This is a genomic window from Streptomyces sp. Je 1-79 (assembly GCF_025195125.1).
Lineage (GTDB): Bacteria > Actinomycetota > Actinomycetes > Streptomycetales > Streptomycetaceae > Streptomyces.
The window spans coordinates 84,520-108,848 of record NZ_JAMGSL010000005.1 but is presented as its reverse complement, the minus strand read 5'-3'; the positions used below and the strand labels follow the sequence as shown (position 1 = coordinate 108,848).

20 protein-coding genes and 1 pseudogene are annotated in these 24,329 nt (G+C 73.4%); 16 read left to right on the top strand and 5 right to left on the bottom strand.

Annotation, left to right across the window (positions count from 1 at the left end; translation table 11 throughout):
* Positions 1-86 precede the first annotated feature (86 nt).
* From bioD to M5362_RS11035, 3 genes are all read left to right on the top strand, one after another.
* A complete protein-coding gene (gene bioD / locus M5362_RS11045; RefSeq protein WP_260227263.1) occupies positions 87-785 on the top strand; it encodes a dethiobiotin synthase in 699 nt (232 codons plus the stop codon).
* Positions 786-803: 18 nt separating this feature from the next.
* Complete coding sequence (locus M5362_RS11040) at positions 804-1,148, top strand: VOC family protein (RefSeq protein WP_260227262.1); 345 nt, start codon at positions 804-806, stop codon at positions 1,146-1,148.
* A gap of 72 nt (positions 1,149-1,220) precedes the next feature.
* Positions 1,221-1,886 carry a class I SAM-dependent methyltransferase gene (locus M5362_RS11035; RefSeq protein WP_260227260.1) on the top strand — a complete coding sequence of 222 codons (666 nt, stop codon included), beginning with the start codon at positions 1,221-1,223 and terminating at the stop codon, positions 1,884-1,886.
* 55 nt (positions 1,887-1,941) lie between these two features.
* Here the strand turns inward: M5362_RS11035 and M5362_RS11030 are convergent, their stop codons facing one another.
* Positions 1,942-2,352 carry a Fur family transcriptional regulator gene (locus M5362_RS11030; RefSeq protein ID WP_260227626.1) on the bottom strand — a complete coding sequence of 137 codons (411 nt, stop codon included), beginning with the start codon at positions 2,350-2,352 and terminating at the stop codon, positions 1,942-1,944.
* A gap of 230 nt (positions 2,353-2,582) precedes the next feature.
* Here M5362_RS11030 and katG point away from each other — a divergent pair, with 230 nt between their 5' ends.
* The 7 genes from katG to mug all read left to right on the top strand — a co-directional run bounded on the left by katG (position 2,583) and on the right by mug (position 10,940).
* Positions 2,583-4,802: a catalase/peroxidase HPI gene (katG, locus tag M5362_RS11025; protein ID WP_260227259.1), complete on the top strand. Its 2,220-nt coding sequence runs from the start codon at positions 2,583-2,585 to the stop codon at positions 4,800-4,802.
* 149 nt (positions 4,803-4,951) lie between these two features.
* A complete protein-coding gene (locus tag M5362_RS11020) occupies positions 4,952-5,389 on the top strand; it encodes a GNAT family N-acetyltransferase (protein WP_260227258.1) in 438 nt (145 codons plus the stop codon).
* Between the two features lie 141 nt (positions 5,390-5,530).
* Positions 5,531-6,871, top strand: coding sequence for a hemolysin family protein (locus tag M5362_RS11015; RefSeq protein WP_260227257.1), 1,341 nt, complete (start codon positions 5,531-5,533; stop codon positions 6,869-6,871).
* Positions 6,868-7,887: a hemolysin family protein gene (locus M5362_RS11010; RefSeq protein WP_260227256.1), complete on the top strand. Its 1,020-nt coding sequence runs from the start codon at positions 6,868-6,870 to the stop codon at positions 7,885-7,887. Before M5362_RS11015 ends, M5362_RS11010 begins: the two co-directional genes overlap by 4 nt.
* Before the next feature lie 139 nt (positions 7,888-8,026).
* Positions 8,027-8,806 (top strand): SGNH/GDSL hydrolase family protein, encoded by a 780-nt coding sequence (locus M5362_RS11005; protein ID WP_260227255.1) that lies wholly within the window; start codon positions 8,027-8,029, stop codon positions 8,804-8,806.
* Positions 8,807-8,916: 110 nt separating this feature from the next.
* Positions 8,917-10,359 carry an adenylosuccinate lyase gene (purB, locus tag M5362_RS11000; RefSeq protein WP_260227254.1) on the top strand — a complete coding sequence of 481 codons (1,443 nt, stop codon included), beginning with the start codon at positions 8,917-8,919 and terminating at the stop codon, positions 10,357-10,359.
* Positions 10,356-10,940, top strand: coding sequence for a G/U mismatch-specific DNA glycosylase (mug, locus tag M5362_RS10995; RefSeq protein WP_260227625.1), 585 nt, complete (start codon positions 10,356-10,358; stop codon positions 10,938-10,940). The genes purB and mug overlap by 4 nt, the downstream gene beginning before the upstream one ends.
* Here mug and M5362_RS10990 read toward each other — a convergent pair.
* Positions 10,918-11,286 carry a hypothetical protein gene (locus M5362_RS10990; protein WP_260227253.1) on the bottom strand — a complete coding sequence of 123 codons (369 nt, stop codon included), beginning with the start codon at positions 11,284-11,286 and terminating at the stop codon, positions 10,918-10,920. The genes mug and M5362_RS10990 overlap by 23 nt on opposite strands.
* Before the next feature lie 143 nt (positions 11,287-11,429).
* Here M5362_RS10990 and M5362_RS10985 point away from each other — a divergent pair, with 143 nt between their 5' ends.
* The gene (locus M5362_RS10985; protein WP_260227252.1) at positions 11,430-12,587 is read left to right on the top strand and encodes an ROK family transcriptional regulator; all 1,158 of its coding nucleotides are present in this window, start codon (positions 11,430-11,432) and stop codon (positions 12,585-12,587) included.
* A gap of 121 nt (positions 12,588-12,708) precedes the next feature.
* Here the strand turns inward: M5362_RS10985 and M5362_RS10980 are convergent, their stop codons facing one another.
* Complete coding sequence (locus M5362_RS10980; RefSeq protein ID WP_260227251.1) at positions 12,709-13,449, bottom strand: GntR family transcriptional regulator; 741 nt, start codon at positions 13,447-13,449, stop codon at positions 12,709-12,711.
* 258 nt (positions 13,450-13,707) lie between these two features.
* Complete coding sequence (locus M5362_RS10975; RefSeq protein WP_260227250.1) at positions 13,708-14,592, bottom strand: RNA polymerase sigma-70 factor; 885 nt, start codon at positions 14,590-14,592, stop codon at positions 13,708-13,710.
* 114 nt (positions 14,593-14,706) lie between these two features.
* Here M5362_RS10975 and M5362_RS10970 point away from each other — a divergent pair, with 114 nt between their 5' ends.
* Complete coding sequence (locus M5362_RS10970) at positions 14,707-15,537, top strand: alpha/beta fold hydrolase (protein WP_260227249.1); 831 nt, start codon at positions 14,707-14,709, stop codon at positions 15,535-15,537.
* Positions 15,538-15,675: 138 nt separating this feature from the next.
* On the opposite strand, the pseudogene M5362_RS10965 reads toward M5362_RS10970, so the two are convergent.
* A pseudogene (locus M5362_RS10965) lies at positions 15,676-16,464 on the bottom strand (EamA family transporter); the annotation flags it as partial.
* A 178-nt stretch (positions 16,465-16,642) separates the two neighbouring features.
* Between M5362_RS10965 and M5362_RS10960 the strand changes: the two are divergent.
* From M5362_RS10960 to M5362_RS10945, 4 genes are all read left to right on the top strand, one after another.
* A complete protein-coding gene (locus M5362_RS10960; RefSeq protein ID WP_260227248.1) occupies positions 16,643-18,067 on the top strand; it encodes a PLP-dependent aminotransferase family protein in 1,425 nt (474 codons plus the stop codon).
* A 316-nt stretch (positions 18,068-18,383) separates the two neighbouring features.
* A complete protein-coding gene (locus M5362_RS10955; protein ID WP_260227247.1) occupies positions 18,384-19,973 on the top strand; it encodes an alkaline phosphatase in 1,590 nt (529 codons plus the stop codon).
* A gap of 148 nt (positions 19,974-20,121) precedes the next feature.
* Entirely contained in the window at positions 20,122-21,543 is a 1,422-nt protein-coding gene (locus M5362_RS10950; RefSeq protein WP_260227246.1) for an SWIM zinc finger family protein, read from the top strand.
* Positions 21,540-24,287 (top strand): DUF6493 family protein, encoded by a 2,748-nt coding sequence (locus tag M5362_RS10945; RefSeq protein ID WP_260227245.1) that lies wholly within the window; start codon positions 21,540-21,542, stop codon positions 24,285-24,287. Before M5362_RS10950 ends, M5362_RS10945 begins: the two co-directional genes overlap by 4 nt.
* Positions 24,288-24,329: the final 42 nt, after the last annotated feature.

Here is a 24,329-nt window from a genome sequence, read left to right as displayed (position 1 = left end):
CGGCCCCCCGGGCCCGGTGCGGGCCGGCGCACCAGACGGCCCCGCGACCGTGCGGACGCGGAGGCCGGGAGAGGACTGAACAGACCATGACCATCATCGTCGTCAGCGGTACGGGGACGGAGATCGGCAAGACGATCGTGACGGCCGCCGTGGCGGCCGTCGCCACGGCTCAGGGGCGGTCGGTCGCCGTGCTCAAGCCTGCGCAGACCGGGGTCGGGCCGGCCGACCGCGGGGACGCGGACGAGGTCGTACGGCTCTCCGGAGCCGTCGCCTCGGCCGAACTCGCGCGGTTCCCGGAGCCGTTGGCGCCCGCCACCGCCGCCCGGCGGGCGGGCATGACCCCGATCGGGCCCCGGGAGGTCGCCGAGGCGGCCGCGAAGCTGGCCACCGAGCACGACCTGGTCCTCGTGGAGGGCGCGGGCGGGCTCCTCGTCCACTTCGACGACGAGGGCGGCACGCTCGCCGACGCGGCCCGCCTCCTCGGCGCGCCGGTCCTCGTCGTGGTGCCCGCCGGACTGGGCACGCTCAACACCACCCAGCTGACCGCCGAGGCGCTCGCCGCACGCGGCATCGAGCAGCTCGGTGTCGTCGTGGGCAGCTGGCCGGCCGCCCCGGACCTGGCCTCGCGCTGCAACCTGGCCGAACTGCCGGAGATGGCCGGGGCGCCGCTCCTCGGGGCCGTACCGGAGGGGGCGGGCGGGCTGGAGCCGAAGGAGTTCCAGGAGCGCGCGCGCACGTGGCTGGCCCCGGCCCTCGGCGGGTCCTGGGACGCCGGGGCGCTCTGACCTCCGTAGGCTGGATCCATGCGCGCACACGTTTCGGAGATCGTTTTCGACTGCGCCGATCCGGCGGCTCTGGTGCGGTTCTGGGCAGGGCTCCTCGGTGGGGCTCCGGTCGACCGGAGCCCCGACTGGTCGTACGTCGAGCCGCCCGGGTTCGTACGGATCGCCTTTCAGAAGGTGCCCGAGGGCAAGGCCGTGAAGAACCGGCTCCATCTGGATCTGCACGCGGCGGAGCCGGGGGCGGCGGCCGACGAGGCGACCGCCCTCGGCGGCGCCCGGGTCGGCGGCATCGTCACCGACCCGCAGGGGTCCTTTCAGGTGATGCGTGACCCCGAGGGCAACGAGTTCTGCTTCGTGTCGGGCTGAGAAGGGCGGTACGCGGGAAGGATCCTCCCGTCCGTCCGCGTCTGCGCCGTCGAGCGTCGGAGGAGGTCCGCGATGTCCACGCGTTCCACCCGGGTACCCCGGGACGCCGTTCACCATCCCCTCTTCGCGCGCTTCTACGCGCGGTTCAGCGTCTCCGCCGATACGAAGGGGGGCGTCGGCGCCCTCCGTACGGAGCTGCTGACGGACCTGTCCGGCCGGGTCATCGAGATCGGCGCCGGGAACGGGCTGAACTTCGCCCACTACCCGGGGGCGGTCTCCGAAGTGGTGGCCATCGAACCGGAGCGCCATCTGCGCCAGTTGGCCGCGGAGGCGGCCCTGCGCGCCGACGTTCCGGTGGACGTCGTACCAGGCGCGGCGGAGGCGCTGCCGGTGAAGAGCGAGGCGTTCGACGCGGCGGTCGCCTCACTGGTCCTGTGCACGGTACGGGACGTGCCGCGTGCCCTCGCCGAGCTGCACCGGGTGCTCCGGCCGGGTGGCCAACTCCGCTTCTTCGAGCACGGGTCGGCGCCGACGCCGGGGATGGCCCGGGCCCAGCGCGTCCTGGACCGCACGGTGTGGCCGCGGCTGTTCGGCGGGTGCCACACGGCCCGTGATCCGCTGGCGGCGATCGAGGCGGCGGGGTTCGAGCCCCTCACGTACCGCCACTTCCTCGTTCCGGAGGAGGGGCCCCGATTCCCCTCTTCGTACTGCGTGTTGGGGACGGCGCGACGGGGCTGAGATCTCCGCGTCGTGCCGGCCGACGGTCGCCGCCGGGGGCTCGGGCGGGACGGCGCTACGCGCAGGAGGGGCAGAGGCCCCGGTAGGTGACCTCGGCCTCGGAGACCGTGAAGCCGAAGCGCTCCCCCGCTGGGAGGTCGCCCAGCGGGTCGCCGGTCGGATGGACGTCACGGATGGTGCCGCAGGCGGAGCACACCAGGTGCTGGTGCGGGTGGTGCGCGTTCGGGTCGTAGCGCTTGGCCCGGCCGTCGGTGCAGACCTCGACGACCTCACCGAGGGAGACCAGCTCTCCCAGCGTGTTGTAGACCGTCGCCCGGGAGATCTCCGGCAGCCGCCGCGCCGCCCGGACGTGCACCTCGTCGGCCGTCAGGTGCACGTGATCGCCGTCGAGGACCTCGGCGACGACCCGCCGCTGGGAGGTCAGCCGCCAGCCACGCCCTCGCAGTCGCTCCAGCAGGTCGCTCATTCGGTTCACCCATTCAGCTTGGACTTCGGCGGGACACGCGACGTTCACCTAGGGACGCCAGGCTTTCCGATGCGATAGAGGATTGGCGTTCTTCTTGACTTGGACTCTGTCTATCGTAGGATCGATTCCGGCAATAGCCAAGACACAACATGGCTCCGGTCGGGTGGCACGACCTCCTCCGGCGCCGTCCCGGCTGAGCACGTCGATCCGCCCCGTCCGGAAGGATTCCCATGTCCGAGAACCACGATGCAATCGTCACCGACGCGAAAGCGGAGGGCGCGAGTGGCTGCCCGGTCGCGCACACCGCGCGCGCCCCGCACCCGACTCAGGGTGGCGGCAACCGTCAGTGGTGGCCGGATCGACTCAATCTGAAGATCCTTGCCAAGAACCCCGCCGTGTCGAACCCCCTGGGCGAGGAGTTCGACTACGCCGAGGCCTTCAAGGCCCTCGACCTGGCGGCCGTGAAGCGGGACATCGCGGAGGTCCTGACCACCTCGCAGGACTGGTGGCCGGCCGACTTCGGCAACTACGGGCCGCTCATGATCCGTATGGCCTGGCACAGCGCCGGCACGTACCGCATCAGCGACGGCCGTGGCGGTGCCGGCGCCGGTCAGCAGCGCTTCGCCCCGCTGAACAGCTGGCCCGACAACGGCAACCTCGACAAGGCCCGCCGCCTGCTGTGGCCGGTCAAGCAGAAGTACGGCCAGTCCATCTCCTGGGCCGACCTCATGATCCTCACCGGCAACGTCGCCCTGGAGTCGATGGGCTTCAAGACCTTCGGCTTCGCCGGCGGCCGCGCCGACGTGTGGGAGCCCGACGAGGACGTGTACTGGGGCCCCGAGACCACCTGGCTCGGCGACGCGCGCTACACCGGTGACCGCGAGCTGGAGAGCCCGCTCGGCGCCGTCCAGATGGGCCTCATCTACGTCAACCCCGAGGGCCCCAACGGCAACCCGGACCCGATCGCCGCTGCCCGCGACATCCGCGAGACGTTCCGCCGCATGGCGATGAACGACGAGGAGACCGTCGCCCTGATCGCCGGTGGCCACACCTTCGGCAAGGCGCACGGCGCCGGCCCGGCGGAGAACGTCGGCGACGACCCCGAGGCCGCGCCGCTCGAGGCCCAGGGCCTCGGCTGGGCGAACGCGTACGGCACCGGCAAGGGCGGCGACGCGATCACCAGTGGCCTGGAGGTCACCTGGACCACCACACCCGCGCAGTGGAGCCACGACTTCTTCAAGCACCTGTTCGAGTACGACTACGAGCTCACCAAGAGCCCGGCGGGTGCCCACCAGTGGGTGGCGAAGGACTCCGAGGAGATCATCCCCGACGCCCACGACGCGTCGAAGAAGCACCGTCCGACGATGCTCACCACCGACCTGTCGCTGCGCTTCGACCCGGTCTACGAGCAGATCTCGCGCCGCTTCTACGAGCACCCGGAGCAGTTCGCGGACGCCTTCGCCCGCGCCTGGTACAAGCTGACGCACCGTGACATGGGTCCGATCGTGCGCTACCTCGGCTCCGAGGTCCCGTCCGAGACGCTGCTGTGGCAGGACCCGCTGCCGGCGCGCGAGGGCGAGCTGATCGACGCCGCGGACATCGCCTCCCTCAAGGAGCAGATCCTCGGCTCGGACCTCACGGTCCCCCAGCTGGTCTCCGCCGCCTGGGCCGCCGCCTCCTCCTTCCGCGGCAGCGACAAGCGCGGCGGCGCCAACGGCGGCCGCATCCGCCTGGAGCCGCAGCGCAACTGGGAGGTCAACAACCCGGACGAGCTCGCCCAGGTGCTCCGCACGCTCGAAGGCGTCCAGGAGTCCTTCAACGCCGCCGGCGGCAAGAAGGTCTCGCTGGCCGACCTGGTCGTGCTCGCGGGCTCCGCGGCCGTCGAGCAGGCGGCCAAGGACGGCGGCTTCGATGTCGAGGTGCCGTTCACGCCGGGCCGTGTCGACGCCGCGCAGGAGCAGACGGACGTCGAGTCGTTCGCCGCGCTCGAGCCCGCCGCCGACGGCTTCCGCAACTACGTCGGCAAGGGCAACCGCCTCCCGGCCGAGTACCTGCTGATCGACAAGGCGAACCTGCTGACCCTCAGCGCGCCCGAGATGACGGTCCTCGTCGGTGGCCTGCGCGTCCTGGGCGCCAACCACGGCCAGTCGAAGCACGGTGTCCTCACGAACAAGCCGGGCACGCTGTCCAACGACTTCTTCGTCAACCTGCTCGACCTGGGCACGACGTGGAAGTCGACGTCCTCGGCGCAGGACGAGTTCGAGGGCCGCGACGCCACGGGCGCGGTCACGTGGACCGGCACCCGTGCCGACCTGGTCTTCGGCTCGAACTCCGAGCTGCGCGCGCTCGCCGAGGTGTACGCGAGCAACGACGCGAAGGCGAAGTTCGTGAACGACTTCGTCGCCGCGTGGACCAAGGTCATGGAGCTGGACCGCTTCGACCTCGTCTGATCGAAAGGCCGCGGCCGGTCGCCCGGCCGTGGCCGAGGCCCCGGCCGCCATGTCCAGGCCTGCCCCCTTCGGGCAGGCCTGGACTGCTGTCCGCCCGTATGGCGAAACACGGTCGACGGACGGCCGGAGCCGGTGGTGGGATGCGGAGCATGACCCAACCGCAGATCCGGGCCGCCGTAGCGGCCGATCTCGACGCCGTCCTCTCCTTCTGGAAGGTCTCCGCCGAGGGCACGAGCATCAGCGACGACCGCGCGGGGATCGAGCGGCTCGTCGCCCGTGATCCCGAGGCCCTGATCCTCGCCGAGCGCGACGGCGAACTCGCGGGCACGGTGATCGCCGGCTTCGACGGCTGGCGCTGCCACCTCTACCGGCTCGCCGTGCACCCGGACCACCGGCGCCGGGGCGTGGGCGGCGCGCTGCTCGCGGCGGCCGAGGAGCGCTTCGTACGTCTCGGCGGGCGACGCGCGGACGCGATGGTGCTCGACCACAACGCACTCGGACAGCACGCCTGGCGGGCGGCCGAGTACGGACCCCAGGAACAGTGGACCCGCTGGGTGAAGCCTCTGGGGGCGGCCCCCCGCGCGTGATCCCCGCTTTGCCCATCCTTTACCATGGGTCGTTCTGTCCCCCACGACCGAAAGGTGTGAGCGTCCGCCCATGGGCGAGCCTCCCAGTACCAACCGCGCGATCCCTCTGTCCATGACTGATCATGGGACGGAGGTGAACCGATGACCGAAGTGCTTCTGCTCGTGGTGGCACTGCTGCTCTCGCTGGCGTGCGGTGCCTTCGTCGCGGCCGAGTTCTCCCTCACGACCGTCGAACGGTCCGAGCTCGAACGGGCCGTGGAGCGCGGTGAGCGGGGCGCGGCGAGCGCCCTCAAGGCCGTCAGGTCACTCACCTTCCAGCTCTCCGGTGCCCAGCTGGGCATCACGGTCACCAATCTGATCGTCGGCATGCTCGCCGAGCCCTCGATCGCCGCGCTGATCCGCGGCCCGCTGGAAGGCCTCGGCATGTCGTCCGCGGTCGCCTCCTCGGTGGCCCTCGTCATCGGAACCGCCCTGTCGACCGTCGTCCTGATGGTCGTCGGCGAGCTGGTCCCCAAGAACTGGGCCATCTCCTCGCCGCTGGCCATCGCCAAGCGGGTGGCGACCCCGCAGCGGATCTTCACCGCCGCGTTCAAGCCGCTGATCAGCCATCTCAACAACACCGCGAACCGGATCCTGCACCGGCTCGGCATGGAGCCGACCGAGGAGCTGGCCTCCGCCCGTTCCCCCAAGGAGCTGGTGGCCCTGGCCCGCCACTCCGCCAAGGAGGGCGCCCTGGAGGCGGACACCGCCGAGCTGTTCGTACGGACCCTCAACCTGGCCGAGCTGACCGCGGAGAACGTGATGACCCCGCGCGTGCAGGTCACGGCCCTGGAGGTGCAGGCCACCGCCGAGGACGTCGCCAACGCGACCCGCGCGACCGGTCTGTCCCGCTTCCCCGTCTACCGCGGCAGCCTCGACTCCGTCGTCGGGATCGCCCACATCAAGGACGTCCTGGCGATACCGGCCGACGAGCGGCCCCGCCGGCGCATCGGGGACATGCTGCGTCAGCCGCTGCTGGTCCCGGAGACGCTGACCGTGGACCGGCTGCTTGACCGGCTGTCCGGCAAGCAGACCATGGCCGTCGTCATCGACGAGTACGGCGGCACGGCCGGCGTCGCGACGCTGGAGGACATCGTCGAGGAGGTCGTCGGCGAGGTGCGCGACGAGCACGATCCGCACGAGACCCCCGACCTGGCGCGGGCCGGCACGGACGCGGACGGGCGCGAGCTCTGGTCCGCCGACGGCGCCGCCCGCACCGACCAGCTGGAGGCGATCGGCCTGCGCGTGCCGGACGGACCGTACGAGACGCTGGCCGGCATCGTCGCCAACGAACTGGGCCGGATCCCCTCGGTCGGCGACCGGGTGGAGCTGGTCGGCTGGCAGCTGGACGTCGTGGACGCCTCCGGCCGCCGGGCCGCCCGGGTGCTGATGCACATGCCGCTCTTCGAGGAGTCCGACGAGACCCGGGAGGCGGGCCGATGACCGCGATCCAGCTGCTGATCGGCGCGCTCACCCTGGTCGTGAACGCCTTCTTCGTCGGCGCCGAGTTCGCCCTGATCTCCGTGCGCCGCAGTCAGATCGAGCCCGAGGCCGAGGCCGGGAACCGGCGGGCGCGCAGCGTCATCTGGGGCCTCGAACACGTCTCGGCGCTGCTCGCCGCGGCGCAGCTCGGCATCACGCTGTGCACCCTGGTGCTCGGCATCGTCGCCGAGCCGGCCATCGCCCATCTGCTCGAACCGGTCTTCGACGCCGTCGGCGTGCCGCACGGCCTGGTGCACCCGATCTCGTTCGTGATCGCGCTGTCCGTGGCGACCTATCTGCACATGCTGCTCGGCGAGATGGTCCCGAAGAACATCGCGCTCGCCGAGCCGACCCGCACGGCGCTGCTGCTCGGGCCGCCGCTGGTCGCGATCGCGCGGGCCCTGCGCCCGGTGATCTTCACGATCAACGCCTTCGCCAACGGCCTGCTGAAGCTGCTGCGGGTCGAGGTGAAGGACGAGGTCTCGGCCACGTTCTCGGACGACGAGCTGGCGCGGATGGTGACCGACGCGGGCGTCGCCGGTCTGCTCGACGACCGTGCGGCGGAACGGCTGCACGACGCCCTGGAACTGGGGCGCCGGCCGGTGCGGGACGTCGTCATGCCGGTGGAGAAGGTCGTGTACGCGGCGGTCGGGACGACGCCGGAGGAGCTGGAGGCGCTCTCCGCCGAGTCGGGCTTCTCCCGCTTCCCGGTGGTCGACGAGGGCCGCCGGATCCTGGGCTACCTGCATGTGAAGGACGCCCTGGACGCGACGCCGAGGAACCTGCCCTTCCCGGTCTCGGCGATGCGGCCGATCGCCCGGGTCCGGGCGGCCACCCCGATGGACGACGTGCTGACGGCGATGCGCCGCAGCCGTACGCACCTGGCCGCGGTCCTGGACGAGGACGGCAAGCCGGCCGGCCTCGTCACGATGGAGGACGTGCTGCGGGAGCTGGTCGGAAGGCCGACGGCCCCGTAGGAGTCCTGAGCCGGACCGGAGCCCCGGGGCGCACCGCGCGCCCCGGGGCTCCGTCGCGCCACAGCGCGGTCGCTCCGGGTGCACCCTGCCCGGCCTCCGGCGGAACGGGCGCATACCGCACGGTATGATCGCTCCCGCCATGGAGATGAATGCCACCTACACAAGTTTTGTCGCCCTCGGGGACAGCTTCACCGAAGGTATGTCGGACCGGCTGCCCGACGGTACGTACCGAGGCTGGGCCGACCTCCTCGCGGCGCGCCTCGCCGCCCGCACGCCGGACTTCCGGTACGCGAACCTCGCGGTACGCGGGAAGCTCATCGGCCAGATCGTCGAGGAGCAGGTGGACCGGGCCGCCGAGATGAAGGCGGACGTGGTCACGCTGGTCGGCGGCCTGAACGACACCCTGCGGCCGAAGGTCGACATGGGGCGGGTCCGGGGGCTGCTCACGGAGGCCGTGGAGAAGCTGGCGCCGTCCTGCGGACAGCTGGTCCTGATGCGCAGCCCGGGCCGCAACGGGCCCGTCATGGAGCGCTTCCGGCCCCGCATGGAGGAGCTCTTCGGCCACGTCGACGAGCTCGCCGCCCGCCATGGCGCCCTGGTGGTCGACCTGTACGGCGCGCCCGCGCTCGGCGACCCGCGCCTGTGGGACGTGGACCGCCTCCATCTGACCGACGAGGGGCACCGGCGGGTGGCCGAGGCCGTGTGGCAGGCCCTGGGCCTCGACCCCGAGGCCGACTGGCGGACGCCGCTGCCGTTGGGCACGGCTCCGGGCTGGGCGACCCGGCGCCTCGGGGACGCCCGGTTCGCCAGGGAGCACCTCGGCCCGTGGATAGGCCGCCGCCTGACCGGCCGCTCCTCGGGCGACGGCCGGCCCGCGAAGCGCCCGGAGCTGCTCCCGTACGAGCCGCCGACGGCCTGACCTCACCCGCCCGGGGCCCGGTCCCACGCGCGCGTGACGGGCGTCTCGTAGTAAGAGACAAAGCCGACCGTGGCGCTGGCCTGCAGAAACCGCCAGTAGAATCTGGTCACGTGACTGCTGTGACTGCGAAGCCCCGTATCCCCAACGTCCTGGCCGGCCGCTACGCCTCCGCGGAGCTCGCCGTCCTCTGGTCCCCCGAGCAGAAGGTGAAGCTGGAGCGTCAGCTGTGGCTCGCCGTGCTGCGTGCTCAGAAGGACCTCGGGATCGAGGTTCCGGACGCCGCCCTCGCCGACTACGAGCGCGTGCTCGACCAGGTCGACCTCGGCTCCATCGCCGAGCGCGAGAAGGTCACGCGCCACGACGTGAAGGCCCGGATCGAGGAGTTCAACGCCCTCGCCGGTCACGAGCACGTCCACAAGGGCATGACCTCGCGCGACCTGACCGAGAACGTCGAGCAGCTGCAGATCCGGCTCTCGCTGGAGCTGATGCGTGACCGTACGGTCGCCGTCCTCGCCCGTCTCGGCAAGCTCTCCGGCGAGTACGCCGAGCTCGTCATGGCCGGCCGCTCCCACAACGTGGCCGCCCAGGCCACCACCCTCGGCAAGCGTTTCGCCACGGCCGCCGACGAGCTCCTCGTCGCCTTCGGCCGTCTGGAGGAGCTGATCGCCCGCTACCCGCTGCGCGGCATCAAGGGCCCGGTCGGCACGGCCCAGGACATGCTGGACCTGCTCGGCGGCGACGCGGCCAAGCTCGCCGACCTGGAGCAGCGCATCGCCGGTCACCTCGGCTTCGCGCACGCCTTCACCTCGGTCGGCCAGGTCTACCCGCGCTCGCTCGACTACGACGTGGTCACCGGGCTCGTGCAGCTGGCCGCCGCGCCGTCCTCGATCGCCAAGACCATCCGGCTGATGGCCGGCCACGAGCTGGTGACCGAGGGCTTCAAGCCCGGTCAGGTCGGCTCGTCCGCGATGCCGCACAAGATGAACACCCGCTCCTGCGAGCGCGTCAACGGCCTCATGGTCATCCTGCGCGGCTACGCCTCGATGACCGGCGAGCTGGCCGGCGACCAGTGGAACGAGGGCGACGTGTCGTGCTCGGTGGTCCGCCGGGTCGCCCTGCCGGACGCGTTCTTCGCCCTGGACGGCCTGCTGGAGACGTTCCTGACCGTGCTCGACGAGTTCGGCGCCTTCCCGGCGGTCGTCGCGCGTGAGCTGGACCGGTACCTGCCGTTCCTGGCCACCACCAAGGTCCTGATGGGCGCCGTCCGCGCCGGTGTCGGCCGTGAGCTCGCCCACGAGGCCATCAAGGAGAACGCCGTCGCCTCCGCCCTGGCCATGCGCGAGCAGGGCGCCGAGCGCAACGAGCTCCTCGACAAGCTGGCCGCCGACGAGCGGATCCCGCTGGACCGCGCGCAGCTCGACGCCCTGATGGCGGACAAGCTGTCGTTCACCGGGGCCGCCGCCGACCAGGTCGCCGCCGTGGTCTCCCGTATCGAGGAGATCGTCAAGCAGCACCCGGAGGCCGCCGCCTACACCCCCGGGTCGATCCTCTGACCCGGTTCACCCCGCAGGAGCTCCAGGCCGCCCGCGACCGCGTCATCCCCGACGTGGTGGCGGGCGGCCTTTCGGTCCTCTTCTGCGGGATCAACCCGGGTCTGATGTCGGCGGCGACGGGCCACCACTTCGCCCGCCCCGGCAACCGCTTCTGGCCGGTGCTCGAACGGTCCGGCTTCACCCCGCGGCTGCTGAGGCCGGCGGAGCAGGAGGAGCTGCTCACGTACGGCCTCGGCATCACGAACGTGGTGGCGCGGGCGACCGCTCGGGCCGACGAGCTGACCGCCGAGGAGTTCCGGGAGGGCGGCGGGCTGCTGACCGAGCGGGTCGAGCTCCGGCGTCCGCGCTGGCTGGCGGTGGTCGGCATCACGGCGTACCGGACGGCGTTCGGCGAGAAGCGCGCCGTCGTCGGGGAGCAGGAGCGGACGATCGGGGAGACCCGGATCTGGGCGCTCCCCAACCCGAGCGGGCTGAACGCGCACTGGACGGTGGAGTCGATGGCGGAGGAGTTCGCACGGCTGCGCGAGGCGGCGGGGGTGCCGGACCGGCGGCCAGGGGTCACGGCGGATCCACCTCGGTGACGCAGGCGAGGAGCCCGTGGCCGTCCTCGCCCAGGCGCGCGTGTGCGAGCGCGACCCAGCGGGCGTCCACCCGCCACAGCTGGATGTCGGGGACGGAGGCGCAGAGCAGCCCCCAGGGCGCCGGTATCTCCTCTCCGCCTCCGGCCCGGGCGAGCAGGGAGTAGAGGCTGACGAGCCGGGGCGGTCCCCAGCGGCTTCCGAGGAGCAGGGCGAGGGCTTCCCGTTCGGCCTCCGCCTGCTCCTCGGTCGGCTCCTCGACGGCTAACTCGGCGAGGTGGTAGCCCTCTTCGGGGAACGCGCGGGCGCGCAGCAGTTCGAGGGCGGCGAGATGCTGGGCGAGCGTCATGGGTTCAGTAAACCGGCAGGCTCTGACAGCCGATGCCCCGTCAGGTGCCCGGTTCGCCGCGACGGGGTGCGGGCGGCCCTCGCCGCGCTCCTGTCCATTGAGTAACATCCGGCAGACATGTGCACGAGCTGGGAGGACACACGGTGGGGCGGCTGACCGGCGGGGATCCGTCGCTGCTGCGGCGGATCAACTCCGCGGTGGTACTCCATGCTCTGCGGGGCGCCGACGCGCTCACGCTCACGGACCTGACCCGGATCACCGGGCTGTCCCGGCCGACCGTCGAGGGCGTCGTCGAGGGGCTCATCGTCGGCGGTCTGGTCGTCGAGGCGGCGCCCGAGGAAGGTGAGGCGCGTCGACAGGGCCGGCCTGCCCGGAGGTTCCGCTTCCGGGCGGAGGCCGGGCATCTGCTGGGCATCGAGATCGGACCGCACCGGGTCGCCGCGCTGCTCTCGGGCCTGGACGGCCGGATCATCGGCGCGGGCTCCCGTGAGGTCTCGGAGACGGCTCCGGAGGACGAGCGCCTGGAACGGGTCCGTACGGTCGTGGCCGACGTGCTGCGCAGGGCCGGGGTCGCGCGGTCGAACCTGCGGGCGGTCGGTGTCGGCACGCCCGGGATCGTCGAGGCGGACGGCACGGTGCGGCTCGGCACGGCCCTGCCGGGCTGGACGGGCCTGGCGCTCGGGGAGCGGCTGCGACGGTCGTTCAAGTGTCCGGTGCTCGTGGAGAACGACGCCAACGCGGCGGCGGTCGCCGAGCACTGGAAGGGCGCGGCGACCGACTCCGACGACATCGTCTTCGTCCTGGCCGGACTGAGCCCGGGCGCGGGTTCCCTGATCGGGGGTCGCCTGCACCGGGGGTACGGCGGTGCGGCGGGCGAGATCGGCGCGCTGCATCTGCTGGGCCGCGGTGTCACCCCCGAGCATCTGCTCTCCACCACGGACGAGCCGCTCCATCCGCTGGACGAACAGGCGGTGGCCGAGGTCTTCGCACTGGCCCGCGGGGGCGACGCCCGTGCGGAGGCGGCGGTGGAGCGCTTCACCCAGCGTCTGGTGCACGACGTGGCGGCGCTGGTCCTCGCGCTCGACCCCGAGCTGGTCGTGATCGGCGGCTGGGCGGCGGGCCTGGACGGCGTCCTCCAGCCCCTCCGCGACGAGCTGGCCCGCTTCTGCCTCCGCCCGCCCCGGGTGGTCCTGTCGATGCTGGGCGAGGCGGCGGTGGGTACGGGCGCGCTGCGTCTGGCCCTGGACCACGTGGAGGAGCAACTCTTCGCGGTCGAGGGCACGGTGACGGCCCGCCGCTGAGGGGCCCCGCGCGCCGCACGGGTACGCGGTGGCCGGACAGCGGTGAGCCCGGGGGGTCCGCGGAGGCGGACCCGCCCGGGCTCGGTGCGTATCGTCTACGGATGTCCCGTCGGCGTCCCCGTCAGGAGGCCATCACCAGGTCGACCGAGTCGCCGAAGGTCAGGCGGCAGGTGTCGGCGCGGTACGTGGCCACCGAGACCGCGGCGGTGCGTCCTTCGGAGAGGTAGCGGGTGGTGACGACGAGGACCGGGGCGCCCGGAAGGCGGTCCAGCTCCTTGGCGTCGTCCGCGCGGGCCGAGCCGAGCTCCACGGCGCGGTCCTGGCCGTCCAGGGCGAGGCGCTGGAGTTCGCGCAGGACGCCGCGGGCGCGGGCGGGGCCGCTCGGGGTGTCTACGGCGGTCAGCTCGGGGACCGAGGAGGACGGCACGTACAGGAGCTCGGCCGCGACGGGCTGGCCGTTCGTGACGCGCAGCCGGCGCACGATGTGCACCTGCTCGTCGGGGGCGAGGTCCAGGAGCCGGGCGACGGCGGCGGGGGCGGTGTCGCGGGCGGAGTCCACGGACTGCCAGGTCTCCTCGCCGACACCGGGCCAGACGTGCTGCGTCGTGGAGACGTCGACACCCACGCGCGGCGGCGCGACGGTCGTACCGACGCCGCGGCGGCGCTGCAGGCGGCCCTCCAGCTCCAGCTGCTCCAGGGCCTGGCGCAGCGTGGCCCTGGCGACGCCGAAGCGCGCGGCCAGTTCACGCTCGTTGGGCAGGATCTCGCCGACCGCGAAGTCGGAGTCGAGCGCCTCGCCGATCACGGTCTTGAGGTGCCAGTACTTCGGCTCCGGCACAGATTCCAGCTGCGTGGTCCCCACCCTGATCCTCCGCAATTCGCCGTGTCCCGCGGCGGTTTTCCGCGCCCTTGTTTATTAAAGGTTCCTGCACTAACTCTGCGACCATAAGGCGGCGCACCTACTTGGTCAAGACCAATCGTGACCCCGATGCCCCCGATTGCGGGCCTCTGACGTAGATCGTTCACAGGACGTTCGCACCGATGTGTCCCCTGCGCAGCACAGTGCCCCGCCTCCGGGTGGGGGCGGGGCACAGCGGGGCCGCGTCGGCGGGCGGGCCGGTCAGCCGGGGTCGACGGCGTGGAGCTTCTCGGGGTTGCGGACGATGTACACGCACTGGATGCGCCCGTCGCGCACCTCGATCTGGAAGACCGAGTCCGGCCTGCCGCCGGCGAGGGCGAGCAGCGCGGGCGCGCCGTTGACCTCGACGAAGCGGAACTCGAAGGCCGACTCGGCGCCCCGGGCGACGGCGAGGAGGAAGCGGCCGACCTTGTCCGCGCTGTCGATGACCCGCAGCGGCGCCTTGGCCTTGCCGCCGCTGTCGCCGACGAGGCGGGCGTCCGGCGCCAGGAGGGCCAGGAGCTGTTCCAGATCGCCCCCGGCCGCCGCGGCGAGGAAGCGCTCGGTGAGGTCACGGCGTTCGGCCGGGTCGACGTCGTAGCGGGGCCTGCCCTCGTCGACATGGCGGCGGGCGCGGCCGGCGAGCTGGCGGACGGCGGCCTCGGAGCGGTCGAGGGCGGTGGCGATCTCCGCGTACGGGAAGCCGAACGCCTCGCGGAGCACGAAGACCGCGCGCTCCAGTGGTGACAGCGATTCGAGGACGACGAGGACGGCGAGGGAGACGGAGTCGGCGAGCATGGCGCGCTCGGCGGTGTCGGGGACGGACGGCCCGAAGTCGGTGACGACGGGTTCGGGCAGCCAGGGTCCGACGTACGACTCGCGGCGCGACTGGACCTGGCGGAGCCGGTCGAGGGCCAGCCGGGTCGTGATCCGGACGAGATAGGCGCGGGGCTCGCGGACGTCGCCCCGGTCCGCGGAGGACCAGCGCAGCCAGGCCTCCTGGACCACGTCCTCGGCGTCCGCGACGCGGCCGAGCATGCGGTAGGCGACGCCCGTGAGCATCGGCCGGTGCTCCTGGAAGACGTCGGTCAGGGTCTCGGTCACCACTCCCCCATCCCATCCGACGCGTCGGACTCTGTCCAGTTCCGTCCGGGCCCTTGAACTCGTATCTACTGAGCGGTAATTCTTGCTGACAGGGTGTCTAAGTCAAGGAGCAGGCGTATGTCCGCACAGATCTCGTTCACGGTTCAGACTCCGGCGGGTCCGCGCACGGTCTCCGTGACGTACGAACGCAGGGGCGCGGGCGAACCTCTCCTGCTGCTGCACGGCATCGGCCACCACTGGCAGGCATGGGAGCCGGTGCTCGACATCCTCGCCACCGAACGCGATGTCGTCGCCGTCGACCTGCCGGGGTTCGGGACCTCCCCCGCACTGCCGGACGGCTGCGCGTACGACCTGTCGACGGTCGTTCCGGTCCTCGGCGCCTTCTGCGAGGAGCTCGGCCTCGAACGGCCGCACGTCGCCGGCAACTCGCTGGGCGGGCTGCTCGCGCTGGAGCTCGGCCGCGAGAAGCTGGTGCGGTCGGTCACCGCTCTCTCCCCCGCCGGCTTCTGGTCGGAGCGCGAACGGCGATACGCCTTCGGGACGCTGCGCGCGATGCGGGCGGCGGCGCTGTCCATGCCGGTGCCGCTGATCGAGCGGCTGTCGCGCAGCGCCGCCGGACGGACGGCGCTGACGAGCACCATCTACGCGCGCCCGGGGCGCCGTTCACCCGAGGCGGTGGTCGCCGAGACGCTCGCGCTCCGGGAGGCCACCGGCTTCCGCGAGACTCTGGAGGCCGGCCGGAGCGTGCTGTTCGGCGACGACCTCAGCGCGGTGCCGGTGACCGTCGCCTGGGGCACCCGCGACCGGCTGCTGCTGCGCCGTCAGGGCGTCCGGGCGAAGCAGACGCTCCCCGGGGCGCGACTCGTCCGGCTGCCCGGATGCGGTCACGTCCCCATGAGCGACGACCCGGCTCTCGTCGCACGGGTGATCCTCGACGGAAGCCGCTGACGGGTTCCGTCGCGGGTTGGGGCACGGGCTCCGGCGGGCGTTCCGGCGGGCGTTCCGGCGGGCGAAGAGTCCCGTTCCGAGGGCGGCTCCGGCGCCGACGAGCAGGCTGCCGGCGGCCTGGGGGAGGCCGAAGCCGCCGGTCGCGACCATGGCCGCGGTCAGGGCGGCGGCGACCGGGATGGCTCCGGTGAAGAGGGTGGCGCGCTCCATGCCGATCCGCTGGACGCCCATGTAGAACAGGACGAAGCCGACGACCGTGGCCAGGACGGCCTGCCACAGCAGGGCGCCCGTCTCCACGGCCGTCGGCGTCCGCAGGAAGGCACCGCCGTCCACGACCAGTCCGAGCAGCGCGGACTCGACGGCCGCGATCCCGCAGACGACGGCGGTCAGCAGCTTCGGCCCGAGCGGACGGAGCACCGGTACGGCGAGCACGGTGAACCCGACTTCGCCGGCCAGCGCCCCTACGGAGTAGGCGAGACCGGCCAGGTCGGTACGGCCCCACCCCTGGACCGTGAAGGCCCCGGCGGCCACGAGCAGCGCGCCGTAGAGGACCGGCCGACTGGGCCGGCGCCCGTCCAGGAGCGGGACGAGCACGGCGACGACGACCGGGGCGCAGCCGACCAGCACGCCGGGAACGGCGGGTTCGGCGGTACGTTCCGCGGCGAGGACCGCGAGATTGAAGCCGACCATGCCGACACCGGCGAGCACGGCGAGCCGGGTCCACCCACGGACGCCGAGCCCCCCGAGCGGGGCGAGCCCACCGCGGCCGAGCAGGGGCAGCAGCAGAAGACAGGCGGCGCCGTAGCGCAGGGCCTGACCGCCGGCGTACGGATAGTCGCCGAGAAGGCTGTTGGCGGTGAAGGAGGCGCCCACGAGAGCGTAGGCGACGGTCACGAGGAGGGTTCCTCGCAGGGAGTTCGCGTTCATGCCACCGACGCTAGGAACCCCGCCGGTCCACGTTAAGGACCACTTCCCGACCGCCTTCGGGGACCACTTCCGCTCGGGGGCCGCGGCGACGGGCGCGGGGAAGGTACTCTCCACCGCGTTGTGCCGGGCCCGAGTGAGCACGGCCGAGGCCCGGAGGACCACGGAGGGGGAACCGCGTATGGGGCCCACACCGGCCTGGGAGTTGCTGCTCCCGGCGGCCTCGGTGCCCGCCCGGCGGCGCGGCCGGGCCCTTCAGGAGGCGCTGCGCGAAGCGGTGCGCGGCGGGCGGCTGACAGCGGGGACCCGGCTCCCGTCGAGCCGTGAACTCGCCGCCGACCTGGGGGTCTCGCGCGGCCTGGTGACAGAGGCGTACGAGCAGTTGACCGCGGAGGGGTACCTGCGCAGCGACCGCGGTTCCGGCACCTGGGTCGGTGAGGCGGTGCGGGCGGCCACGGACCGTACGGCGGTCCGGGACGCCGCGCCGCGCAGGCCGGGCGTACGGGTGGACTTCCGCCCCGGAACCCCCGATCTCGCGCTCTTCCCGCGCGCGGCCTGGGCTTCGGCCCAGCGCTCGGTGCTGTCCGCGATGCCCCACCGCACCCTGGGCTACCCCGACCCGCGGGGGCTGCCCGAGCTGCGGACGGCGCTCGCCGGGATGCTCGCGCGGCGGCGCGGGGCGGTGGCCGATCCGGAACGTCTGGTGGTGTGTTCGGGGGTCGCTCAGGCGTCGACGCTGCTCGGCTTCGTGCTGCGGGCGCGGGGGTTGCGGACCGTGGGCATCGAGGACCCGGGCAGCCCGGAGCACGGGCGACTGTTCGCCGCCACGGGGATGGACACGGTGTGGCTTCCGGTGGACGGGGAGGGGCTGCTGCCCGGTCCGCTCGCCGCGTCGGGGGTACGGGCGGTGGTGACGACGCCCTCCCACCAGTTCCCGACGGGCATCGCGTACTCGGCGACCCGCCGTGCCGCGCTCCTCGACTGGGCACGGTCGGTGGACGGCTACGTCCTGGAGGACGACTACGACGGGGACTTCCGCTACGACCGGGCTCCGGTGGGCGCCCTCCAGGGCCTCGATCCGGAGCGGGTCGTCTACGCCGGTTCGGTGAGCAAGTCGCTGGCACCCGGGATGCGGCTCGGCTGGATGCTCGTCCCCCGGGAGCTGCTCGCGGAAGTCGTGGAGCGCAAGCGGACCATGGATCTCGGGAATCCCGCCCTGGACCAGGCGCTGCTGGCCGAGTTCGTGACGCGGGGTGCCTACGACCGGCAGCTGCGCCGCTGTCAGCGGGCGTACCGGGAGCGTCGGGACGCCCTCGTGGCGGCGCTCGCGGAGTCCTTCCCCGGCACGGAGGTGAGCGGAATCGCGGCCGGGCTGCACATCATCGCGCGCGTGCCGGAGCGTTACGGGCCCGGCACGCGCTTCGTGGAGCGGGCGGAGGGCGCCGGTGTGGCCCTGCGCCCCCTGGAGGAGTTCGGCACGGCGCGGCCGACGGACGGCGCCGTCCGCCTGGTCCTCGGCTACGCCCACCTGACGCCGTCCGAGATCACCCTGGGCGTACGCCTGGCGGCGGAGGCGTCCGGGCGGGACGGGGCCGGACCGGGCTGAGGCCGACCCCGGGGCTGAGGCAGGCCGGCCCGGCTGAGGCCGACCCCGGCCGGGCAACGCGCGCGTGCCCCGGGAGGGGGGGCGACGGTCATGCCGGTGGTCCCGCCGGTGCAGGGGGTTCCCGTGCGCACACCGCCGCCCCGAGGGCCCGCACGCACCACCGCCCCGGGGGCCGCGCACGCACCACCTGCCGGCCGCCGGGCCGAACGGGTGCGCTCCGGTCTGTTCACGCGGGGTTCGTGTGCGCGCCGCCCCTTGCCGTTAGGCATGGGGCGGCAGAACGGACCCACCCGCACCAGCACTTGGAGGCGCTTCGATGTCCAGCTCCGTCCCCGACAGCCCGTCCCCCGCCCGCCGCAGCGTGCTGCGCGGCTCGCTCGCCGCGTCGGCCGCGCTCACCCTCGGCGGCGCCTCGGCCGCCGCCCCGGCGCTGGCGCTCTCGGGGCGGCCGCGGGCCGCGTGGGGGGTGCAGAGCGGCGATGTGACCGCCTCCTCGGGACTGGTCTGGGTCCGTTCGGACCGGCCGGCCAGGATGATCGTGGAGACCTCGTCCAGCGAGTCGTTCCGCCGTACGCACCGCCACTTCGGCCCCCTGCTGGGCGCCGGCAGCGACTTCACCGGGACGACCGCGCTGCGGGGCCTTCCGGCCGGTGAGCAGATCCACTACCGGGTCACCCTCGCGGACCCGGACGACCCGCGCCGCACGGGCGAACCGGTCGTCGGCACCTTCCGTACGGCTCCGGCCCGGCGCCGCGACGGGGTGCGCTTCCTCTGGTCGGGCGACATCGCCGGGCAGGGCTGGGGCATCAACCCGGACATCGGCGGCTTCCGCGCGTACGAGGAGATGCGCCGGCTGAATCCGGACTTCTTCCTGTGCAGCGGCGACACCATCTACGCGGACGGCCCGATCCAGCCGAGCGTGACGCTGCCCGACGGCCGGGTCTGGCGGAACGTCACCACCCCCGAGAAGTCGAAGGTCGCCGAGACCCTGGACGAGTACCGCGGCAACTTCCGCTACAACCTGCTCGACCACAACGTGCGCGCCTTCAACGCGCAGGTGCCGTCAATCGTGCAGTGGGACGACCACGAGGTGCGCAACAACTGGTACCCCGGCCAGATCCTGGACGACGCCCGCTACACGGAGAAGAACGTGGACGTCCTCGCGGCCCGCGCGTCCCGGGCGTTCGCGGAGTACTTCCCGGTGTCGACCCTCCACGCGCGCGGTGGCGGCGTCGAGGGCCGGATGCACCGGGTGGTCCGGTACGGCCCGCTGCTGGACGTCTTCGTCCTGGACATGCGCTCGTACCGCAACGCCAACTCCCCCGGGCGGCAGGCCGAGGACACGACCGGCATCCTCGGGGCGGAGCAGCTGGCCTGGCTCAAGCGGGAGCTGAGCCGCTCGCGGGCGGTGTGGAAGGTGCTGGCCGCCGACATGCCGCTGGGCCTCGTCGTCCCCGACGGTCCGGCGAACATCGAGGCCGTCGCTCAGGGGGACCCCGGGGCGCCGCTCGGCCGGGAGCTGCAGATCGCGGAGCTGCTGCGGTTCGTCAAGCACCGCCGGATCACCGGCACTCTGTGGCTCACCGCGGACGTGCACCACACCTCGGCGCAGCACTACGCCCCGGAGCGCGCCGCGTTCCAGGACTTCGCACCCTTCTGGGAGTTCGTCTCGGGGCCGCTGGCCGCGGGCGGCTTCCCCGCGAGCGCGCTGGACGCCACCTTCGGTCCCGAGCGGGTCTTCGTACGGGCGCCGGAACGGGCGAACCTGTCGCCGATGGAGTCGCCGCAGTACTTCGGCGAGGTCGACATCGACGGCGGCAGCGGGGAGTTGACGGTACGGCTCCGCGCGGAGGGCGGAACGGTCCTCTTCAGCAAGGTGCTCCAGCCGGGACGGGTCGGCCAGTAGCCCGGGAGGGGGTCCGTGGGACGGCTTCTCGTGGGGCCCGCCGCCCCACGGCCCCTCGTGAGATCCCCCGGGCCACTCGTCGGAGGCCCCCGGGGCCCGGCTGAAGCGTCCGAGCCGGTTGTCAGTGGTGGGGCCTAGCGTTTTCGACATGACGCGATCCGTACAGGCACTCGCCTATTCACGCCCGTCCGCCCTGCGCTCCTCCGGGGACGGACGACTCCTCGGACTGGAGACCTCCGGGGGTCTCACGCCCACCGGCGCCGAGGCGCATCCCCGCTTCTTCAGCGGGTTCCTGACGTCCCCGCAGGTCGCCGCGCGGGGGCTGCTGGCGGTGGCGGACGTGGCCGCAGCCCGCTACTACCAGCGGATACGGCCCGGGTCCCTTGACCCGGTCGTGACGGGGAACGGCGACCGGTTGCGCTTCGAGTCGTTCTCCGGCTGCGGCGGGGTGTACGCGCGGCTGGACGTGCTCGGCGAAGGGCTCGACGGGGCGACGACCGGGCACGGCACCACCAATGTCGACGTCAACAACCCGCTGCGCGAGGCCCTGTCGCGGCTGACCGGGGGCGATCCGCTGCATCTGCGGGTCGGGCCCGAGGAGCTGGCGGTCACGACCCTCGAAGGCGCGGTCGTGGAGAAGAAGGTTCCGCTGCCGGACCGCTGGCTGCGTGGCTTCGCCGAGGCGCAGGTCGCCTCCGTCGCCTTCGATCTGCGGGCGGAGCTGACGGGTCCCGAGGCGGTGCGGTTCCTGCGCTCGCTGCCGCGCTCGCAGGGAGCGGGGCGGCGGGGGCCGCTCTGGGTCGTCCAGGCAGGCCGGACGCTGCGGCCGACGACCCGGCCGGTCGCGGGAGCGGTCTGCCTGCCGGGGCCCGAGCGGCTGGTGGCCCTGGAACGGGTGCTGCGGCACGCGACGGCGCTGCGGGTGTACGGGCCGGTGCCGGACGGCGTCGCCACGGCGAGCGCCTGGGAGGTGACACTGCCCGGGATGCGTCTGACGCTCACCCTCTCCCCCGACGCGTCGCGGGGCTTCTCCGGCGAGGGCGGGGTCCTGGAGGCCCTGGCGACGGAGGAGGCCGCGCAGGACGCCGAGTTGATCTCGGTGCTGCTGGCCTGGGAGCCGAGGATCGATCCGGCCGAGCTGGGTGACCGGTCGGGCCTTCCGGTGGACCGTGTGCGGGCCGCTCTGACCCGCCTGGGCACCGCCGGGCGGGTGGGGTACGACGTGGCCGACGCGGCCTACTTCCACCGGGAGCTGCCGTACGACGCGGACCGCGCGGAGCGGCACAATCCCCGGCTCGTCGCGGCGCGTGCCCTGGTGACGGAGGGGGCGGTCGTTCTCGACGGCACCCTGGCGACGGTCGCGTCGGGCGACCGGCGCTACCGGGTACGGGAGGCGGACGGGGCGCTGACCTGCACCTGCCAGTGGTGGGCGGACTACCGGGGCCGCCGGGGCCCGTGCAAGCACGCGCTCGCGGTCCGCATGGCCCGGCGCGGTGCCGGGCACCAGGCAGCGGCCGGCGCCGTGACCGGTGGGACGGCCGGGGCCGAGGCCCTCGGGGGTGCGCGATGAGCGGCGGATTCGACCAGAGCGCGCTGAAGGCGCGGCTGACGGCGGCACGGGAGGGACGAGGGGTGAACACGTTGCTGACCGCGGTTCGGGCGGGACGGGCCGAGGCCGTCCCCGGGCTGCTGAAGGGGCTGGACCCCGTCGGCCGGAAAGAGGCCCTGGCGGAGCTCAAGGCCCTGCGGACCGAGGTCCGCGGCTGGGGCTGGAGCCGCTGGAACGAGCAGGTCCCGATCCAGAAGGCGCTGCGGGTCGCCGGGGCGGGATGCCACACGGGCGCGGCCGCGGCCGCCGCCTGGATCGGCGGCCGGGACCTCGTCGACTGGGGCCGGAGCACGAGCCACCTCGTCCTGGACGTGCTCGCCGACCGGGATCCGGCCTGGCTGGGCGATGTGGCGCAGCGGCTCGCCGAGCGGCCGGCCGTGGCGGAGAACGAGTACCACCTGGTGCGTGAGCTGGTGGGGCGGTCGGGCTGTGCCGTGCCCACGACGGACGGCTACGTGCTCGGCTGGACGGACGCGCTGACCGGGCGGCAGCTTCTGGACGACCTCCGTGCCGACCCGCACACGCCGATCCTGGTGCCCCGCGTCCTGGACATGGCCGAGACCCCGGACCGGCTCACCTGGTCCGTGGGTCCCGAGGCCCCCACCCACTGGCCGACGGCGCTCGCGACGCTCGCCGCGGAGGGCGTGCTCGACCGCGCCTCCCTGGTCGACGGTTGCGTGGCGCGGCTGCTGCGCGGGGGCCGGCCACGGGATCTTCGCTTCCCGCTCGCCCTGCTCCAGCTCCTGGATCCGACGGCCGGGGAGCGGCGGGGCCGGACGGCGGACTGGATGGGGATGGCCGCGGACGCGCCGTCTCCGGTCGCGGCCTATGCCCAGGAGGTCCTGGCGGGGCTCGCGGACGGCGGTGGGCTGTCGGTGCCGGAGCTGGCGGAGATGTCCGGCCAGGTGCTGTTCCGTACGGAGAAGAAGCTGGTCCGCGCGCAACTGACGCTCCTGACGAAGGAGTTGCGGAAGGACCCGGGCGCGGCGGCCGAGCTGCTGCCTGTGGTCGCGGAGGCCTTCGGGCACGCGGACACCGGGATCCAGGAGCGTGCGCTGAAGCTCGTCGGACGGTACCTCCCCGAGGTGGACGAGCAGGTGCGGGAGGAACTGGCGGGCGTCGCGGCCGTGTTGAGCCCGACGCACCGCCAAGCGGCCGAGGAGCTGTTCGGTGCCGCGGATCTCGCCGACGATCTCCCGTACGAGGAGACTCTGCCGCCGGTTCCGGAGCCGAGGCGGGTGGCGGGACCGGCGGCCACGGTCGCGGAGCTGGTCGAAGATCTCGTGACCGTGTCCAAGGGCCGTGTCGACGCGCCGCCGGAGGAGTTCGAGCGCGCCCTCGACGGGCTCGTCCACCATGCGCACCGTCACCGCGAGGAGCTGAAGGCGGCCCTGGCCGTGGCGTTCGCGGACGCCTGGTGGGCGGGCGAGGAGGGGCAGGCCCCGGACCACTTCGCCCACGGGACGAACGGCGTGGCCGTGGTGATGGCCGCGCTGCTGGGCCGGGTGCGCCCGTCCCGTATCCACGACGCCCGGGTGCGCGAGCGGTTCCCCTCCTCCTGTGTGCACGGGGCGCTGGACGCGGTGGTCGACGCCCGTCTGTGGGAGGCGGCCGCCCTCATCGGCACGGACCGATTGCCGTTCCTGCTGGCCGCGCCCACCTGGCACACCGGTGCCATCGAGCCGTCGGTGCTGGTGGAGCGGTTGCGCGCGTACCGGGAGGCGGGCGTGGATCCGGCCCCCGTCGACCTCGCGCAGGCCCTGCTGCGCGTCCGTAAGGCCGACCCGTCGGCGGCCGCGGCGGCCGACGCCGCCTCGGCGTTGGGCACCCGAGCCGGGGAGCGGCTCGCGGACTGGCTCCGGGCGGACGCCTCCCTCGCCCCCGGTCTGCGGTTCCTCGCCCGGGAACGGGACACGAAGGGGGGCACCGCGCGGCTGGCGGACCGGATCGTCCTGAGGTTCCGCGAGCGCCGGACGGTACGGGAGGAGTTCCCGCCCGTGTTCCGGTGGCTGGGCGGTACCGACACCGAGGCCCACGAGCGCTGTTACCACTGGGGCGGGGAGCGGCGGAACTGGCCGGGCGTGGTGCCGGACGACCGGGAGACCCTCGCGTCCTGGCTGCTGCCCGTGCTCGCGGGCGGGGTCGAGTGGGACGAGCGCGGCGCCTCCTGGGGCATGACCGCCCTGGCCGAGGCCGACGGGCCCCCCGGGGCGGCGACCCATCTCGCCCTGGCGTTCGCGCTCGGCTGCCGGCACCCGGAGGACCGGCTGAACGCCGTGGACACGCTGCTCGTCCTGGCCGCGCGGGACGATCTGGACCCCGGCCGGCTGGGTGAGACGCTTGCCGGACTGGTCGTCGACGGCACCGTCAAGACCAACCGCCTGGCGGACGCGGCGCGTACGGCGGCGGCCACGGGCGCGTACGGCACGACCTGGTCCGTCCTGGCGCCCCTGCTTCCGGCGCTGCTCACGGCCGAGAAGCCAGCGCGCGGGCTCGGTGAGCTGCTGGCGGTCGCGGCCGACTGCGTGGAGCGGTGCGGGACGTCGCGGGAGGTGCCGGGGCTGGACGCGACGGCGGAGCGGCGCGGTTCCTCACAGCTCGTCGTCCAGGCGGCGCGGCTACGGAAGGCGCTCCGGGCGGCCTCGCCAGAACCGTCCACCGGGGCCGGTCAGGACACGACACAAGCGGTCGAAAACGACCACTAAGGTCCCAGATCGGCGCTTAACCCGTCAGTCACAAAGCGTTCG

What these genes read in the sequence shown, in the direction of transcription:
- M5362_RS10955 (WP_260227247.1), top strand. Translation starts at nt 18,384, where the DNA reads ATGTCCAGCTCCGTCCCCGACAGCCCGTCCCCCGCCCGCCGCAGCGTG.
- katG (WP_260227259.1), top strand. Translation starts at nt 2,583, where the DNA reads ATGTCCGAGAACCACGATGCAATCGTCACCGACGCGAAAGCGGAGGGC.
- M5362_RS11010 (WP_260227256.1), top strand. Translation starts at nt 6,868, where the DNA reads ATGACCGCGATCCAGCTGCTGATCGGCGCGCTCACCCTGGTCGTGAAC.
- M5362_RS10945 (WP_260227245.1), top strand. Translation starts at nt 21,540, where the DNA reads ATGAGCGGCGGATTCGACCAGAGCGCGCTGAAGGCGCGGCTGACGGCG.
- M5362_RS10950 (WP_260227246.1), top strand. Translation starts at nt 20,122, where the DNA reads ATGACGCGATCCGTACAGGCACTCGCCTATTCACGCCCGTCCGCCCTG.
- M5362_RS11020 (WP_260227258.1), top strand. Translation starts at nt 4,952, where the DNA reads ATGACCCAACCGCAGATCCGGGCCGCCGTAGCGGCCGATCTCGACGCC.
- M5362_RS11015 (WP_260227257.1), top strand. Translation starts at nt 5,531, where the DNA reads ATGACCGAAGTGCTTCTGCTCGTGGTGGCACTGCTGCTCTCGCTGGCG.
- bioD (WP_260227263.1), top strand. Translation starts at nt 87, where the DNA reads ATGACCATCATCGTCGTCAGCGGTACGGGGACGGAGATCGGCAAGACG.
- M5362_RS10960 (WP_260227248.1), top strand. Translation starts at nt 16,643, where the DNA reads ATGGGGCCCACACCGGCCTGGGAGTTGCTGCTCCCGGCGGCCTCGGTG.
- M5362_RS11040 (WP_260227262.1), top strand. Translation starts at nt 804, where the DNA reads ATGCGCGCACACGTTTCGGAGATCGTTTTCGACTGCGCCGATCCGGCG.
- M5362_RS11030 (WP_260227626.1), bottom strand. Translation starts at nt 2,352, where the DNA reads ATGAGCGACCTGCTGGAGCGACTGCGAGGGCGTGGCTGGCGGCTGACC.
- M5362_RS10970 (WP_260227249.1), top strand. Translation starts at nt 14,707, where the DNA reads ATGTCCGCACAGATCTCGTTCACGGTTCAGACTCCGGCGGGTCCGCGC.
- M5362_RS11035 (WP_260227260.1), top strand. Translation starts at nt 1,221, where the DNA reads ATGTCCACGCGTTCCACCCGGGTACCCCGGGACGCCGTTCACCATCCC.
- M5362_RS10990 (WP_260227253.1), bottom strand. Translation starts at nt 11,286, where the DNA reads ATGACGCTCGCCCAGCATCTCGCCGCCCTCGAACTGCTGCGCGCCCGC.
- M5362_RS11005 (WP_260227255.1), top strand. Translation starts at nt 8,027, where the DNA reads ATGGAGATGAATGCCACCTACACAAGTTTTGTCGCCCTCGGGGACAGC.